Annotated in this window: 15 protein-coding genes; 10 read left to right on the plus strand and 5 right to left on the minus strand. The window is 62.3% G+C overall.

Going from position 1 to position 16831, the window contains the following annotated elements; translation table 11 throughout:
- Positions 1-10 precede the first annotated feature (10 nt).
- The 10 genes from C5J24_RS00500 (at position 11) to C5J24_RS00545 (ending at position 10285) form a co-directional block, all read left to right on the plus strand.
- Positions 11-292 carry a sarcosine oxidase subunit delta gene (locus C5J24_RS00500; RefSeq protein ID WP_105414773.1) on the plus strand — a complete coding sequence of 94 codons (282 nt, stop codon included), beginning with the start codon at positions 11-13 and terminating at the stop codon, positions 290-292.
- Complete coding sequence (locus C5J24_RS00505; protein ID WP_105414775.1) at positions 289-3246, plus strand: sarcosine oxidase subunit alpha family protein; 2958 nt, start codon at positions 289-291, stop codon at positions 3244-3246. Before C5J24_RS00500 ends, C5J24_RS00505 begins: the two co-directional genes overlap by 4 nt.
- A 10-nt stretch (positions 3247-3256) precedes the next feature.
- A complete protein-coding gene (locus C5J24_RS00510; protein ID WP_105414777.1) occupies positions 3257-3805 on the plus strand; it encodes a sarcosine oxidase subunit gamma in 549 nt (182 codons plus the stop codon).
- A 297-nt stretch (positions 3806-4102) separates the two neighbouring features.
- Positions 4103-5005 carry a branched-chain amino acid ABC transporter permease gene (locus C5J24_RS00515; protein ID WP_038544603.1) on the plus strand — a complete coding sequence of 301 codons (903 nt, stop codon included), beginning with the start codon at positions 4103-4105 and terminating at the stop codon, positions 5003-5005.
- A gap of 1 nt (position 5006) precedes the next feature.
- Positions 5007-6395 carry a high-affinity branched-chain amino acid ABC transporter permease LivM gene (livM, locus tag C5J24_RS00520; protein ID WP_105414779.1) on the plus strand — a complete coding sequence of 463 codons (1389 nt, stop codon included), beginning with the start codon at positions 5007-5009 and terminating at the stop codon, positions 6393-6395.
- The gene (locus C5J24_RS00525; RefSeq protein ID WP_046625208.1) at positions 6395-7261 is read left to right on the plus strand and encodes an ABC transporter ATP-binding protein; all 867 of its coding nucleotides are present in this window, start codon (positions 6395-6397) and stop codon (positions 7259-7261) included. The genes livM and C5J24_RS00525 overlap by 1 nt, the downstream gene beginning before the upstream one ends.
- Positions 7261-7989, plus strand: a complete 729-nt coding sequence (locus C5J24_RS00530; RefSeq protein ID WP_105414781.1) for an ABC transporter ATP-binding protein — start codon at positions 7261-7263, stop codon at positions 7987-7989. Before C5J24_RS00525 ends, C5J24_RS00530 begins: the two co-directional genes overlap by 1 nt.
- Before the next feature lie 39 nt (positions 7990-8028).
- Positions 8029-8382: a DUF6867 family protein gene (locus C5J24_RS00535; protein ID WP_046603658.1), complete on the plus strand. Its 354-nt coding sequence runs from the start codon at positions 8029-8031 to the stop codon at positions 8380-8382.
- A 139-nt stretch (positions 8383-8521) separates the two neighbouring features.
- Positions 8522-9646: a branched-chain amino acid ABC transporter substrate-binding protein gene (locus C5J24_RS00540; protein ID WP_046666698.1), complete on the plus strand. Its 1125-nt coding sequence runs from the start codon at positions 8522-8524 to the stop codon at positions 9644-9646.
- Between the two features lie 345 nt (positions 9647-9991).
- Positions 9992-10285 (plus strand): hypothetical protein, encoded by a 294-nt coding sequence (locus C5J24_RS00545; protein ID WP_105414783.1) that lies wholly within the window; start codon positions 9992-9994, stop codon positions 10283-10285.
- Between the two features lie 89 nt (positions 10286-10374).
- On the opposite strand, the gene C5J24_RS00550 is transcribed toward C5J24_RS00545, so the two are convergent.
- From C5J24_RS00550 to C5J24_RS00570, 5 genes are all read right to left on the minus strand, one after another.
- A complete protein-coding gene (locus C5J24_RS00550; RefSeq protein WP_105414785.1) occupies positions 10375-11298 on the minus strand; it encodes a DNA-binding response regulator in 924 nt (307 codons plus the stop codon).
- The gene (locus C5J24_RS00555) at positions 11291-14677 is read right to left on the minus strand and encodes an ATP-binding protein (RefSeq protein ID WP_105414787.1); all 3387 of its coding nucleotides are present in this window, start codon (positions 14675-14677) and stop codon (positions 11291-11293) included. Before C5J24_RS00555 ends, C5J24_RS00550 begins: the two co-directional genes overlap by 8 nt.
- Positions 14678-14798: 121 nt before the next feature.
- Positions 14799-15530 (minus strand): SDR family oxidoreductase, encoded by a 732-nt coding sequence (locus tag C5J24_RS00560; RefSeq protein ID WP_105414789.1) that lies wholly within the window; start codon positions 15528-15530, stop codon positions 14799-14801.
- A 157-nt stretch (positions 15531-15687) separates the two neighbouring features.
- Positions 15688-16284, minus strand: a complete 597-nt coding sequence (locus tag C5J24_RS00565; RefSeq protein WP_105414791.1) for a LysE family translocator — start codon at positions 16282-16284, stop codon at positions 15688-15690.
- 68 nt (positions 16285-16352) lie between these two features.
- Positions 16353-16790 (minus strand): DUF488 family protein, encoded by a 438-nt coding sequence (locus tag C5J24_RS00570; RefSeq protein WP_105416527.1) that lies wholly within the window; start codon positions 16788-16790, stop codon positions 16353-16355.
- Positions 16791-16831: the final 41 nt, after the last annotated feature.

The raw sequence follows: 16831 nt of genomic DNA on the forward strand, positions 1-16831 counted from the left end.
AAGATCCCCCATGGCAAGCCTCATCACCTGTCCGCATTGCGGTACCAGACCCAAGGAAGAGTTTTCGATCCGCGGCGCCGCCGCGCCGAAACGCCCTTCGCCGACCGCCAAGGACGAGGCCTGGCACCGTTACGTCTATGTCCGGGACAATCCGAAAGGGCGAGCCCTGGAATATTGGCATCACGTCGCCGGCTGCCGCCGTTTTCTGGTGGTCGAGCGGGATAACCTCACCCACGAGGTTTTCGGCGTGACCGATGCCGCGGAGTTTGAGCGCGCGGGAGCTGACGAATGACCTCCTATCGTCTTGGCTCCGGCGGCGCGATCAATCGCGGCCAGTCGCTCGGCTTCACCTTCGACGGCCGTACCTACAAGGGGTTCGAGGGTGATACACTCGCCTCGGCGCTGCTTGCCAACGATCAGATGCTGATCGCCCGCAGCTTCAAGTACCACCGCCCGCGCGGCGTGGTGACGGCAGGGTCCGCCGAGCCCAACGCGCTGATGACGATCGGGTCCGGCGCGCGGGCCGAGCCGAACGCCCGTGCGACGACGGTCGAGCTCTACAATGGTCTTGCCGCCGCCAGCCAGAACCGCTGGCCGTCGCTGAAACACGATTTTGGCGCCGTGAATCATCTCTTGTCGCCGTTCCTCGGCGCAGGTTTCTACTACAAGACCTTCATGTGGCCGGGCGTGCTCTGGGAAAAGCTCTACGAGCCGCTGATCCGCCGTGCCGCGGGGCTCGGCAAGGCAACGATGCAGGCCGATCCGGACCGTTACGAAAAATCCTGGGCGCATTGCGACCTGCTGGTGATCGGCGCGGGGCCGACGGGTCTGATGGCGGCGCTCGCCGCCGGCAGGGCTGGGGCGCGGGTCATTCTGGCGGACGAAGGCTTCAGGTTCGGAGGTTCGCTGCTGTCGGAAAGCGCTGCTGTCGGCGGCCAGCCGGCTGCGGAGTTCGCCGCTGAGGTCATCGAGGAACTGGCGTCGCTGCCGAACGTGACGCTGATGCCGCGTACGACCGTGTTCGGCTGGTATGACGACATGGTGTTCGGCGCCGTCGAGCAGGTGCAGAAACACGTGGCCTCGCCGTCGCCGGACCTGCCGATGGAGCGGCTGTGGCGCATCGTCGCGAAGCAGGCGATCCTTGCCACCGGTGCCGAAGAGAGGCCGCTCGTCTTCGGCGGCAACGACAAGCCGGGCGTGATGACGGCCGGGGCAGCGCGCACCTATCTCAACCGCTACGGCGTTGCCGTCGGCGGCAAGGTCGCCGTCTTCACCAATGGCGGCTCCGGGTACCGCACGGCCGCCGACCTCCTTGCTCAGGGTATCGACGTCACCGCGATCATCGACGCGCGGCCGCAATCGGCCGACCCGGTGCCGGAGAGTGTCCGCGTCATCCGCAGCGGCTCGGTCATCGCGACCAGGGGACGCCACCGGATCGAGGGGCTGATCGTCGAGCGCTCCGGGTTCGAGGAGGTGATCGGCTGCGATGCGCTGGCGATGTCCGGCGGCTGGTCGCCGATCGTGCATCTGATGTGCCAGCGCGGCGCCAAGCCGGTGTGGTCCGACGAGAAGCAGGCATTTCTGGCGCCCGACGTCGGCGGCGCTTTTGCGGCTGCCGGTTCGGCTGCCGGCCATGCGTCGATCGGGGATTGCCTGAAGGATGGTTCGGCCAAGGCGCATGCCGCACTCGACGCGCTGGGCAGGCTGGTCGGCACGCTTGAAACGCCCGAGGTCGAGGGCGAATACGATCCGTCCTTCGCGCCGCTCTGGTATGTGCCGGGTGCCCGGGACAAGGCTTTCGTCGATTTCCAGAACGACGTGCATGTCGGCGATCTCGGTCTCGCCCAGCGGGAAGGCTTCCGCCATATCGAGCACACCAAGCGTTATACGACCGCCGGCATGGCAACCGACCAGGGCAAGCTTGGCAATGTCAACACGGCCGGCATCGTCGCGGGCATGCGCGGCGTGTCGCCGGCCGAGATCGGCACCACCACCTTCCGGCCGTTCTACACGCCGGTCTCGTTCGGCGCGCTGGCAGGCACCGCGCGGGCCGAGCATGCGGCCCCGGTGCGTACCTCGCCGCTGCAGGGCTGGGCAAGAAAGAACGGCGCGACCTTCGTCGAGTCCGGTCTCTGGTACCGCTCCGCCTGGTTCCCGCAGGAGGGCGAAAAGACCTGGCGGGAAAGCGTCGATCGCGAGGTCCTGAACGTTCGCGCCCATGCCGGGCTCTGTGACGTCTCCACGCTCGGCAAGATCGAGATATTCGGGTCGGGCGCGGCGGAATTCCTCGATCGCATCTATTCCAACAGCTTTCTCAAGCTGCCGGTCGGAAGAGCACGTTACGGGCTGATGCTGCGCGAGGACGGTATCGTCTTCGACGACGGCACAGTGAGCAGGCTTTCCGAAAACCACTATGTCATGACCACGACGACGGCTTTTGCCGCGGACGTGCTCGAGCATCTGGAATTCGCGGCACAGACCTTCTGGCCGGAACTCGACGTGCGCTTCGTTTCCTCGACGGATCAGTGGGCGCAGATGTCGCTCGCCGGGCCGAAGGCGCGAATCATCATGAGCCGCGTCGTGCAGGAAGATATCTCCGATGCTGCCTTCCCCTTCCTCGCCGCCAGGGAGGTGATGCTGCGCGACGGGCTGAAGGCGCGGCTGTTCCGCATCTCCTTCTCGGGCGAGCTCGCCTACGAAATTGCGGTGCCCGCCGGCTACGGCGAGGCGGTTGCCGACGCGATCATGGATGCGGGACATGAAGAGGGCATCTGTGCCTATGGCGTCGAGGCACTCAACGTGCTGCGCGTCGAGAAGGGGCATGTTACCCTCAGCGAACTCGACGGCCGCACTACCGCGGACGATGTCGGGCTTGGCCGGATGATGGCAATGCAGAAGCCGGATTTCATCGGCAAGCGGCTCTCGATGCGATTCGGGTTGACAGCCGCCGACCGGCTGCAGCTCGTCGGATTGAAGCCGATCGAGGCCGACAAGGAGATCAAGGCCGGTGCGCATCTCCTGAAGGAAGGTGCAAAGCCGTCGACGGCGAACGACCAGGGTTTCATCTCGTCGGCCTGCTTTTCGCCAACGCTCGGGCAGTTCATCGCGCTCGGCATGCTGAAGTCCGGGCGCGAGCGGATTGGCGAACGGGTGACGGTCTGGGACGGGCTGCGCGGCTCGGAAGTGCTCGCGCAAGTCTGCCCGCCGGTCTTCGTCGATCCCGAAAACAGCAAACTGCATCTCTGAGGGCTGCCTGATGTCGATCAATCTTCTCCACCGGCATGTCCTTGACGATCATATCTCCGGCTTCGAGACGGATCCCAATCCGAACCATCTCTCCATCATTCGCCGGCCGGTGATCTTCTCGGTTCTCGCCCACGAGGGCCAGGAGACAGCCGTCGCCGAGGCCCTGTGGAATGCCGAGGATGTGGCGCCACGCTTCTGCGGCCCGTCCGAATGGTTCGCCGTATCGCGGACGGTCGGCGCCGAGATGGTCGCCGGCATGCTGTCCGGGATCGCCGGAGCGTCCTTCGCCGACCAGAGCGATGGCCGCGTGCTCATGGAAATCTCCGGTCCGAGCGTGCGAACGATTCTCGCCAAATGCGTCGCGATCGACTTGCATCCGGAGGTGTTCGAGGAGGGCCATTCCGCCGCGATGTTGTGCTGCCATGCGGAGGCGAACGTCGCGCGCACCGGTGCCGACACGTTCGAGATCATCGTGCCGCGCTCGCTTGCCGGATCGGTTTTCGAGGAGATGATGGAGATGGGCCGCGAGCATGCACTGACCCGCGGCTTCGTGGACTGAGCGCTGAGCCCGCAGGGCGAGGGTCGAATCTGAATTTAACGTTAACGCAAGGACGATCTTTAATTTCGCAAACCAGGTGTCCCGGCTAATTTTTCGACAGAAGCTGCCGGTTTTTTGGAATTTCTGATCTTTGTGTTGCCAGATTGTTGAGAAGTGCTGCGATTTTGTCGGTCTCGCGGCTTTTTGTCTTCCCATTCCTTACGAAAACGTTATGGAATGCGCCAAAGAACGTAAGAACCCGCAAGGGCCAAATAAACGAGATGCGACCCTCCCGGGATCGCATCCAGGGGAAAATATATGGAGTATTTTATCCAGCAGCTCATCAACGGGCTGACTCTTGGATCCATCTATGGCCTTGTCGCAATCGGCTATACGATGGTTTATGGCATCATCGGCATGATCAACTTCGCCCATGGCGATATTTTCATGCTTGGCGGTTTTGCCGCTCTCATCGTCTTCCTGATCGCAACCTCCTTCTTCGCCGGCATCCCGGTGGCGTTGCTTCTGCTGCTGATGTTGCTCGTCGGCATGCTGATGACGGGGTTGTGGAACTGGACGATCGAGCGGGTCGCCTACCGGCCGTTGCGGGGATCCTTCCGGCTTGCGCCGCTGATCACCGCAATCGGCATGTCGATCGTGCTGTCCAACTTCATCCAGGTGACGCAGGGGCCGCGCAACAAGCCGATCCCGCCGATGGTAACCGACGTCTTCCATATCGGCGGCATCACCATCTCGCTGAAGCAGGTGCTCATCGTCATCATCACGGCGGTGCTGCTGTTCGCCTTCTGGTATATCGTCAACAAGACGCCGCTCGGCCGCGCCCAACGGGCAACCGAGCAGGACCGCAAGATGGCGGCGCTGCTCGGCGTCGACGTCGACCGGACGATCTCGATCACCTTCATCATGGGTGCAGCGCTCGCGGCGGTCGCCGGTGGCATGTATCTGATGTATTACGGCGTCGCCTCTTTCAACGATGGCTTCATCCCGGGCGTCAAGGCCTTCACCGCAGCGGTTCTCGGCGGTATCGGGTCATTGCCGGGCGCCGTTCTCGGCGGGCTGCTGATCGGCCTCATCGAGTCGCTGTGGTCGGCCTATTTCTCCATCGCCTACAAGGACGTCGCCACGTTTGCGATCCTCGCTTTCGTGCTGATCTTCAAGCCGACCGGCATTCTCGGCCGGCCGGAAGTGGAGAAGGTGTAACATGACAGCTGCAACCGAAACCGGTCATCCGAACGTGCTTGCCAAGGCGGTGCGGGAAGGTATTTTCGCCGGCGTCATCTCCTTCTTCATGTTCCTGCTGTTCGTCGGCGTCGAGACCTATCAGGACATCAACAACGCGCTCGTCTGGCGCACCCGCTGGGGTCTTCTGGCGATCTTTGTCCTGGTTGCGGCGGTCAGCCGCTTCCTCACAGTCGGGTTCATCAAGCCACATATCGACCGTCGCAAGCTCGCCAAGGCAAAGAGCGGCGTGCTGGAAATTTCCGAGCAGAAGAACTTCTTCCACCGGCATTTCCTCAAGATCGCACTGATCTTCCTGCTGGTCTATCCCTTCCTGTCGCTGCTCATCGTCGGCAAGCAGGGTTCGCTGAAATATGTCGACAATTTCGGCATCCAGATCCTCATCTACGTGATGCTCGCCTGGGGCCTGAACATCGTCGTCGGCCTCGCCGGACTGCTCGACCTCGGTTATGTCGCCTTCTATGCGGTCGGCGCCTATTCCTATGCGCTGCTGTCCTCCTATTTCGGCCTGTCCTTCTGGCTGCTCCTGCCGATGTCGGGCGTTCTCGCGGCACTCTGGGGGATCATCCTCGGCTTCCCGGTTCTGAGGCTGAGGGGTGACTATCTCGCCATCGTGACGCTCGCCTTCGGGGAAATCATCCGCCTGGTGCTGATCAACTGGACCGATGTGACCAAGGGAACCTTCGGGATTTCGGGTATCGCCAAGGCCTCGTTCTTCGGCATCTGGTCCTTCGATACCGGCAGCGCGAACAGCTTCGTCAAGGCCTGGGGCCTGTCGGCTTCCTCGGTCTATTACAAGATCTTCCTGTTCTACATCATCCTGGCGCTCTGCATGCTCACCGCCTACGTCACCATCCGGCTTCGGCGCATGCCGATCGGCCGGGCCTGGGAAGCGCTGCGCGAGGACGAGATCGCCTGCCGTTCGCTCGGCATCAACACCGTTACCACCAAGCTGACCGCCTTTGCGACCGGCGCGATGTTCGGGGGAATCGCGGGTTCCTTCTTCGCCACCCGCCAAGGCTTCGTCTCGCCGGAAAGCTTCGTCTTCCTGGAATCCGCCGTGATCCTGGCAATCGTCGTTCTCGGCGGCATGGGGTCGCTGACCGGCATCGCGATCGCCGCGGTGGTGATGGTCGGCGGTACCGAAGTGCTGCGCGAAATGTCCTTCCTCAAGGTCGTGTTCGGACCGGACTTCACGCCTGAACTCTACCGCATGCTGCTTTTCGGCCTGGCGATGATCATCGTCATGCTGTTCAAGCCGCGGGGCTTTGTCGGATCGCGAGAACCGACGGCCTTCCTCAAGGAGCGCAGGGCGGTCTCCGGAAGCTTTACCAAGGAGGGCCACGGCTGATGGCTCTCGGAACGACGACAATGACGAACGATACGATCCTCAAGGTCGAGCACCTGTCGATGAAGTTCGGCGGCCTGATGGCCATCAACGATCTCTCGCTGGAGGTACGGCGCGGCGAGATCACCGCGCTGATCGGGCCGAACGGCGCCGGCAAGACGACGGTGTTCAACTGCATCACCGGCTTCTACAAGCCGACCATGGGCATGCTCACCCTGCAGCGCAGGGACGGCAAGGAATTCCTGCTGGAACGCCTGCGCGACTTCGAGATCCCCAAGCTGGCCGGCGTCGCCCGCACCTTTCAGAACATCCGCCTGTTCTCGGGCCTGACGGTTCTCGAAAACCTGCTGGTCGCGCAGCACAATGCCCTGATGAAGGCATCCGGCTACACGATCCTCGGGCTCCTCGGTCTGCCGGCCTATAACAGGGCCGTCGATGCCTCGATCGAGAAGGCGAAATACTGGCTCGACAAGGCGGATCTGACAGATCGTGCCGACGACCCTGCCGGCGACCTTCCCTACGGTGCCCAGCGGCGGCTCGAAATCGCCCGCGCGATGTGCACCAACCCGGAACTGCTGTGCCTCGACGAACCGGCTGCCGGCCTCAACCCGCGAGAATCTGCGGCGCTCAACGCGCTGTTGCACCTGATCCGCGACGAGGGCGCTTCGATCCTGCTGATCGAGCACGACATGTCGGTGGTCATGGAGATTTCCGACCATGTCGTGGTGCTGGAATACGGCCAGAAGATATCCGACGGCTCGCCGGACCATGTGAAGAACGACCCACGAGTGATCGCCGCATATCTCGGCGTCGAGGATGACGAGGTGGAAGAGGTGATTGCGGTAGAACTCGAGGGGGGCAATCACTGATGGCGGCCGAGAACCTTCTGAAAGTCGAGGCTGTCGAGACCTACTACGGCAATATCCGTGCACTCGCAGGCGTCGATGTCGAAGTCAACAAGGGCGAGATCGTCAGCCTGATCGGCGCCAACGGCGCCGGCAAGTCGACGCTGATGATGACCATCTGCGGCAGCCCGCAGGCTCGAACCGGCGCGATCATCTTCGACGGCGAGGACATCACCAAGCTGCCGACGCACCTGATCGCACGGCGCCGCATCGCCCAGTCTCCCGAAGGCCGGCGCATCTTTCCGCGCATGACCGTCTACGAGAACCTGCAGATGGGGGCCGGCCTCGACAACCTCAAATATTTCAACGAGGACGTCGAGAAGATCTTCACGCTCTTCCCGCGCCTCAAGGAGCGCCAGAGCCAGCGCGGCGGCACGCTTTCGGGCGGCGAGCAGCAGATGCTGTCGATCGGACGCGCGCTGATGGCGCGGCCGAAGCTGCTCTTGCTCGACGAACCTTCGCTGGGCTTGGCGCCGCTGATCGTCAAGGGCATTTTCGAGGCGATCAAGAAGCTGAACAAGGAAGAAGGGTTGACCGTCTTCCTCGTCGAGCAGAATGCGTTCGCGGCACTGAAACTCTCCGACCGTGGCTATGTGATGGTCAACGGCAAGGTGACGATGAGCGGTTCTGGAAAAGAGCTTCTCGCCAATCCGGAAGTGCGCGCCGCTTACCTGGAAGGTGGACGGCATTGATCGTTAAGGTTGTGTCAATGGCAGCCGGAGGAATTTAGGATGCAGGGACTGTTTTTCGAAAGCGACAGCGGCGTGCGGTACCTCCTGCGTTTCCTCGTGCTGATCATCGGTTTCTGGACTGCCTGGCGCTCGGGCAAGGCCGCCGCCGAAGGCTGGAACGGCTATACGACGGTGGTGGTCTATACGCTGCTACTCGGCGTGGCGATGCGTTTTCTGCACTATGCGCTGTTCCAGGGGCCATTCATCAGCCCGTTCTACTACATCATCGACGTGGCCATCCTGCTCGTCTTTTCGAGCGCCGGATTCCGCATCCGGCGGACGCGCCAGATGGTGCAGAATTACTATTGGCTCTACGAGCCTGCTTCCGCTTTCTCCTTCAAGAAGAAAGATTGACAGCCGAACTTTTCTGCCCTCAGATTAGCTCGGGTTGAAACGATAAGTAACCTAGAGTGGAACATTTCCGGCGCAGTGATGGTGGGTATTGCGCCCGGTTTCGAAAAATCAGCTCACCTAAAAAATTGGGAGTAACTCGATGAAGAAGTCTCTTCTTTCCGCGGTTGCGCTGACGGCCATGGTCGCCTTCAGCGGTAGCGCATGGGCCGACATCGTTATTGGCGTCGGCGGTCCGCTCACGGGTCCGAACGCCGCCTTCGGTGCGCAGCTCCAGAAGGGTGCCGAACAGGCCGCAGCCGATATCAATGCCGCCGGCGGCATCAACGGCGAAAAGATCAAGATCGTCCTCGGCGACGACGTATCCGATCCCAAGCAGGGCATCTCGGTTGCCAACAAGTTTGCATCCGACGGCGTCAAGTACGTGGTCGGCCACTTCAACTCCGGCGTTTCGATTCCGGCTTCCAAGGAAGTCTATGCCGAAAACGGCATGCTCGAAATCACCCCGGCTGCGACCAACCCGGTCTTCACCGAGCGTGGTCTGTGGAACGTGTTCCGTACCTGCGGTCGTGACGACCAGCAGGGCGGCGTTGCCGGCGCTTACCTCGCCGACAAGTTCAAGACCGCCAAGATCGCCATCATCGACGACAAGACGCCTTACGGCCAGGGCCTTGCCGAAGAGACCAAGAAGGCAATGAACGCCAAGGGCCTCAAGGAAGTCATCCGCGAAGGCGTCAACGTCGGCGACAAGGACTTCTCGGCGCTCATCTCCAAGATGAAGGAAGCCGGCGTCACGATCATCTACTGGGGCGGTCTCCACACCGAAGCCGGCCTGATCATCCGCCAGGCCAAGGACCAGGGCCTCAAGGCTACGCTCGTTTCGGGTGACGGCATCGTCTCCAACGAACTGGCTTCGATCGCCGGCGACGCTGTCGCAGGCACGCTCAACACCTTCGGCCCCGACCCGACGCTGAACCCGGCCAACAAGGACCTGGTTGCCAAGTTCAAGGCAGCCGGCTTCAACCCGGAAGCCTACACGCTGTATTCCTACGCAGCCGTGCAGGTCATCGCTGCCGGCATCAAGGCAACCGGCAAGGCCGACGACGCCGAAGCCGTTGCCAAGGTGCTGCATGAAAAGGGTCCGTTCAAGACCGTTCTCGGCGACATTGCCTTCGACGCAAAGGGCGACCCGAAGATCCCGGGCTATATCATGTACGAATGGAAGAAGGGTCCGGACGGCAAGTACAGCTACTTCCCGCAGGGCTGAGCCGTTATCGGCAACCGTATCTTAGAAGGGAGCCCGGTCAAAAGCCGGGCTTCTTTGCGTTTGGGAACACTTATAGGCGGCACGCCGGAGTCCCACTAAACTGGCAGCTGAATTCCGGACTTGGAAATCTCCACTATCTGGCATATCAAGGGTCAGGGCCTGTTAAATTCAGCCGAACCCGAAGGACAAGACGGGTTTCGCGCCTGGACTGCGTCGGGAAGATTTGAAAATGTGCGAGCATTTCCTGCATCTTCCCTCCTAGCCGGGCACGAAATCCGTCACTTAGATTGGATGAATTCAACAGGTCCTGAGCCTGGATAATCCAATTTGAGGAGAGGTAATGTTATGGATCTGAGTGCCATTATTGCCCAGGTCATCGGCGGTGCCGTCGGCGGGACCGCGGGTGGGAAAATCCTGAAGGATACCGATCTCGGTCAGATCGGAAATATCATAGCCGGCGCGGTCGGAGGAATTGGCGGTGGTTCAATCCTCGGCTCGCTTCTTGGAGCCGGCAGCGCGGCGGCTGGAGGCGTCGATCTAGCGGCGCTCGCTGGTCAGCTCGTCGGGGGCGGTATTTCCGGGCTTGTCGTCCAGATCGTCGTTGGTCTGGTCGTCAACAAGTTTTTCAAGAAAGCCTGACTGTAGCGAAGCGTCTGTCGTCGCCACGCAGAGGAACTTGTTCGTCGCTCGAAACGGTTCGCCGGATCGTTCTCGGGCTACGCTGACCGTTACTCGCTATGCAGCACATGTGCCGCCTTGACGGCTGCCGACGCGCGGTTCTCGACGCCGAGCTTCACATAGATCTGTTCCAGATGCTTGTTCACCGTGCGGGCCGAGAGCCCGAGGATGTCGGCGATGTCGCGGTTCGACTTGCCCTTGGCGATCCACAGCAGCACCTCGGATTCCCGTTGGGTCAGGGGGAAATGCTGGCGCAGCACCTCGTCGTCCGGGCGCTTGTTGGCGGCCGTCAGGCGGAAGAGATGTTCGTCGGCGCCGATCGCGCCGAGGAAGGAGAATTGCAGGCTCGCCTGGCCGTTCTGGACGAGGGCGAAGGCGGCGTCGCGGGCAAAGCCCGGCTTGTCGCGCTCGTCCATCCAGGTGGAAATCCGGCGCGAAACGATGTCGAGCCCATCGTCGCTGTTGGTCGCTGCGTTGATCAGCCGTGTCGCCTGGGGGGTCGACCAGTGGATCGCGCCACTCGCCTTGACCGCCAGCAGATGGCGGCCGGCGGCGTCGAGTGCCACGCGGGCGCTCTGGGCCGAACGGGCATTGGAAAGGTGCACTCGGATGCGGGCGCGCAGTTCGTCAATGTTGATCGGCTTGGTCAGATAATCGACGCCGCCGGAATCCAGCGCGTTGACCACATGTTCGGTCTCGGTGAGGCCGGTCATGAAGATCACCGGCACCTGGGCGATGCCGCCATTGGTCTTCAGCTTGCGGCAGGTCTCGAAACCGTCCATGCCGGGCATGACAGCGTCGAGCAGGATGAGGTCCGGGGTAATACGCTCGACGATGTTGAGCGCCGACTGGCCGGCGGTGGCGATCAGCACCGAAAAGCCGGATTTTTCGAGCGCTTCGGTCAGGAAGCCCAGCGTTTCGGGGCTGTCGTCCACAAGAAGGACGATATCGCGCGGCAGAGCAGTTTCAGCCATCACTCGTCCTTTCTGCCTCAAGGCGGCTCAGGAATTTCATATAACCGGCAAGATCGAAGGCCTGCACGTAGGCGCCGAGTTCTTCCGTGAAGGGGCGGTGTTCCTCCTCCCGGGCGAGATCGGCGAGTTTCGCCTCGATACCGCGCACGTAGCCGATTTCGCCGAGCCGCAAAAGGTCCTGGACGTGGTTCGTCCCCGGACTTTTGATCGGTTTCTTCGGGCCGACAACCGCCGGAATCACCGTTTCATTCTCATAGACCCAGACGAGGCCGAGATGGGCGGCGAGCTTGTCGGCGAGCCTGCGGATATCGACCGGCTTGGCGATCGCGTCGTTGTGGCCCTCGTCGCCGGAATGCGTGGCGACGCCGTCGCCGATATTGGCCGACAGCATGACGATCGGTGCCACCTGGCCGATCTCGCGCAGCCGCGAGACGAGCTGCCAGCCGCTCATGCCGGGCATGGAGATGTCGACGAGGAAGAGGTCCGGTGTGACGCCCTCGATCAGGGTCAGGCAGTCCGGCCCGCTATTGGCGGTCAGCACGACGAAATCCATCGGTACCAGCACTTCGCGCATCAGGTCGCGGTGGTCTTCGTTGTCGTCGACGAGGACGATGGTGCGGCGCGGGCCGGTATAGGAGACGATCTTCTTTTCCGCCGCCGGCGCGGTGTTCGGCCGCTCGATTGCGGACAGCATCAGCCGCACCTTGAAGATCGAGCCTTCGCCCTTGGTGCTGGCGACCGCGATCTCGCCGCCGAGCGTGTTGGTGAGGAGCTGGGTGATGGTGAGGCCGAGACCGAGGCCGGGCATCGGCCTGATGCTTTCCGCCTCGCCGCGCTGGAAGGGCTCGTAGATGCGGCCGAGATCCTTTTCGGCAATGCCCCGGCCGGTATCGGAAACGGTGAAGGTGGCGACCTGGCTGCGATAGGCGACGTCGAATTTCACCGTACCTTCGTCGGTAAACTTGATGGCGTTGGAGAGCAGGTTGACGAGGATCTGGCGCAGCCGCTTTTCGTCGGTGCGGACATATTGGGGCAGGGCGCGGGCGCGCTCGTGCTCGAAGGTCAGCCCCTTCGCCTGCGCCTGCAGGCCAAACATCTCGACGATCTGGTCCAAAAAATCCTGGATGTTGATCTCGTTGGAATAGACCTGCAGCCGGCCGGCCTCGATCTTGGAAATGTCGAGCAGACCGTCGATCAGGCCCGACAGATGGTCGGCGGAGCGCTTGATGACCTTGATCGCCGACTGGCGCGGCGCGGGGATCGTCTCGTCGCGCTCGAGGATCTGGGCGTAACCGAGCACGGCGTTGAGCGGCGTTCGCAGCTCATGGGAAAGGCCGACGACATAACGGCTCTTGGCGCGGTTGGCGGATTCGGCTGTCTCCTTGGCCTCCTGGAGAGCCGCGTCGGTCTTCTTGTGGGCGGCGATTTCCTTCAGCAACAGCGTGTTCTGGCGGGAGGATTCCTCTTCCGCCACCACGCGGCTGTCATGGGCGAGCACATAGAACCACGAGACGATGCCGGCGATGATCGCAAAGACGAAGAAGACGATCAGCACCGTGCCGTAGATCACCTCGGCATTGACGGGTGCGGCCCGGCTGACCTGATAGGCGATCATGCCGAGGATCGTGCCGATCATCGAGATCGACAGCACGGCGGTCGTCGCGTAGCGCCCGAGGCGCGTCGTCAGCCGGGTGATGACGCTGTCCGGCAGGAAGGAGCGGGCGACGGTGCCGATCTGGGTGTTGAGCCGTGCATGCGGCTTGCACATGTCGTGGCAGCGGCTGTCTAGCGAACAGCAGAGCGAGCAGATCGGTGCGGCATAGGCGGGGCACCAGGCCATGTCCTCGTGTTCGAACGGGTGTTCGCAGATGGAACAGGTGATCGAGCCGACGCTTTTCCAGCTCTGGCGCGGTTTTCGGGCAAGGTAGAATTTGCCCCCGGTGGCAAAGGCGAGCGCCGGCGAGATCAGGAAAGCGACCAGTGTCAGGTAGGTGGCGAGCGAGGCCATCAACGGGCCGAACAGGCCAAAATGGGCGGCGAGCGCGATCGCCGCCGAGCCGAACATCGAGCCCAAGCCCACCGGATTGATGTCGTAGAGATGGGCGCGCTTGAACTCGATGCCTTCGGGCGACAGGCCCAGCGGCTTGTTGATCATCAGATCGGCCGAGATGGTGCAGAGCCAGGCCATGGCGACGATCGAGAAGATGCCGAGCGTCGCTTCGAGCAGCCGGTAGATGCCGAGCTCCATCAAAAGCAGTGCAATCACCACGTTGAAGACCAGCCAGACGACGCGGCCGGGATGGCTGTGGGTGAGGCGCGAGAAGAAGTTCGACCAGGCGAGAGAGCCCGCATAGGCGTTCATCACGTTGATCTTCAGCTGCGAAACGACCACGAAGGCCGCCATCAGCAGCAGGGCGGCCGTATCGTTCGGGATCATGTAGCCGAAGGCCGCGAAATACATGTGTGCCGGGTCTGCCGCCTCGCGGATAGGCACGGCGGTCGAGAGCGTCAGGACCGCGAGGAACGAGCCTGCCAGGAGTTTGGGCACGCCGACCACCACCCAGCCTGGGCCGGCGAGAAAGACGGCAAACCGGTGCCGCCACTTGTCGAGGCCCTCCGGCGGCAGGAAGCGCAGGAAGTCGACCTGCTCGCCGATCTGCGGCATCAGGGCGAGGATGACCGCGGAGGCCGCGCCGAACTCGACCAGAGTGAAGGGCGCCGGACCGGCCACCTCGGCGTTCGAGTGGCCGATACCGGCAAAGGCGCGCCAGAGATCGAATTTCTCCCAATCCATGAAGGCGATGAACACGAAGGGGAGGATGTTGAGGATGATCCAGAATGGCTGGGTGATCAGCTGAAAGCGGGAGATGAGCTGCACGCCGTAGATGACCAGCGGGATCACCACCACGGCGCTGATGATATAGCCGATCCAGGGCGGAATGCCGAAGGCGAGATCCAGCGCACCGGTCATGATCGAGGCCTCGATCGCAAACAGCATGAAGGTGAAGCTGGCATAGATCAGCGAGGTGATGGTCGAGCCGATGTAACCGAAGCTCGCGCCGCGGGTCAGAAGGTCGATATCGACGCCGTGGCGGATCGCATAACGGCTGATCGGCCAGCCGATCGCCAGCATGGCGATGGCGGCCGCGGCGATCGCGAAAATTGCGTTGGTGGTGCCGTAGGAGAGGGTGATCGTGCCGCCGATCGCCTCCAGCGCCAGGAAGGAGATGGCGCCGATGGCGGTCTGGGAAATGCGGCTGGAGGAAAACCGGCGGGCACTCTTGGCGGTGAAACGGAGGGCGTAGTCCTCCAGCGTCTGGTTGGCGACCCAACGATTGTATTCACGCCGAACGGGAATGATGCGTTGCCGCGCTGCCATGCCTAATTTCTAGCACCTTCTGAGGGAAGACCGTCAATTGTGCACTTTCGGCTGAGGCGCGGCGTTTTGCAAGCAAAGTATGATGCGGTGCGGTAAATCCCCACCGCATCCTGGAAGCCGGTCACATGGTGCGGGTTGGGCGCACCACAATCTCGTTTGTATCCACGTCTTCAGGCTGGTCGATAACATGGAGAACAGCGCGGCCGATCGCATCGGGCGTCAGGGCGACGCTGCGATAGGTCTTCATCGCATCCGCTGCGACCGGATCGGTGATCGTGCCGGCAAGCTCGGACTCCACCACGCCGGGATAGACGCAGGTGACGCGGATCTTGTCGTTCTCCTGGCGCAGCCCGTCGGAGATTGCCCGCACCGCGTATTTGGTGGCGCAATAGACCGCCGCGGTTGGCACCACGCCGAGGCCGCCGATCGACGAGATGTTGATGATCTGGCCATACCCCTGGTCGTTCATGATTGGCAGAACCGAAGCGATGCCGTAGAGCACGCCGCGGATGTTCACATCGATCATCCGGTCCCATTCCTCGACCTTGAGCGACGACATCAGCGACAGCGGCATCAGGCCGGCATTGTTGACGATCACGTCGATGCGGCCGAATTCGGCAAGCGCGAATTCCGCGAACGCCTGAAAGTCCTGTCGATCGGTGACGTCGAGCCGGCGAATTCGCACGGTGCCGCCGGCCGCGGCGATCTCTTCGGCCAATGCCTCCAGCCGGTCGGTGCGGCGGGCACCGAGCACGACCTTGGCACCGGCCGCGGCGAGAATGCGTGCGGTGCCTTCGCCGATGCCGCTGCTGGCGCCGCTGATAAGAACCACCTTTTCAGTGATTTGAGTCATGTTGTTGATCCTCTGTAGCAGGCAGCGGCGGCATGCCGCTGCGAGCAGGGATCTATGCAGCGGATGGGCGGGAAAGCGGTATCAAGGTCCTCCGCAGTTCTTGCACGATCGTCCGAGCCTGCATTCGACGGGAAGGCGGGAGCCTTTCCGGTCGCCGCTATTTCACGAGCGGCCAGAGCGTTACGACCAGCAGCAACGCCATGACGATGTTGAACCATTTGAGCCGCGCCGGATCGGACAGGAACCGCCGAAGCGCCACGCCGAAGCCGGCCCAGACGGCGACGCTCGGCAGGTTGACGATGGCGACGACGAGCGTGATCAGCACGACCGACGCGAAGGGGTTTTCGGCGCTGGCATAGGCGGCCATGGCAGTCAGCGCTGCGACCCAGGCCTTCGGGTTCACCCATTGGAAGGCCGCGGATTCGAGTAAGGTGAGGGGACGGGCGGCGCTCGCGTCACCGTTGGGGACGGAGCGAGACATGGCGATCCGCCAGGCAAGATAGAGCAGGTAGGCGCCGCCGGCGATCTTCAACGCCAATGCGAGCGGCGGATAAGCCGTCAGCAGGGCGCCGAGGCCGAAGCCGACCGCCAGCAGCACCGATGAAAGGCCGATGGTGATGCCGAGGATCTGTGGCACGGTGCGCCGGAAGCCGAAATTGGTGCCGGAGGCAAGCAGCATCAAATTGCTCGGCCCGGGCGAAACCGAGCCGACAAGCGAGAAAAGGGCGATTGCAAGAATGGTTTCAAAGGCCATTGCAAAGGGTCTCCCACGCGGGGAGAGGCTCCCGGCGGCGCTAAGGTGTCTAGTTGTTCAATCGAGATTTAGAGGTGGCGGATGCCGAGCTTGCCGCCCCATTTGCCATTCAGATAGTCGCAAACGAGCCGGCGATGGCAATGGTGCGGCTTGTCTTCCGAGCAGAGCAGGCAGGAGCCATCGAACTGTTCCGCCTTGAAGTGATCTTCCACCTTGCGTTCAGCCATCAAGCCAAGGAAATCATTCTGGAAAACATTCCAGTCGCCTTTCTCTTTCTTGAAGGCGGTCATGATCTCCTCGGTCGGCGCCAGCAGCGGTTCGTGCACATAACCGGCGCCGCAGATCGCCTTCAGGAAGAAGGCGAGGTCCTCGGATTTGGCAAACCCCGCGAGTTGCGAGGTGTTGTGGAGGCGCACATCCAGGATCCGCTTGACGCCGGCTGCCCTGATGCGGCGGAAGAAATTTTCGGCGGTCGTCTTGGTGAAGCCGATCGTGGTGACATCCATGCTCATGCGTCTCTTCTTATCGCAACGGGCTCGGTCAGGCG

This window comes from Neorhizobium sp. T25_27, assembly GCF_002968565.1.
Classification (GTDB): domain Bacteria; phylum Pseudomonadota; class Alphaproteobacteria; order Rhizobiales; family Rhizobiaceae; genus Neorhizobium; species Neorhizobium tomejilense.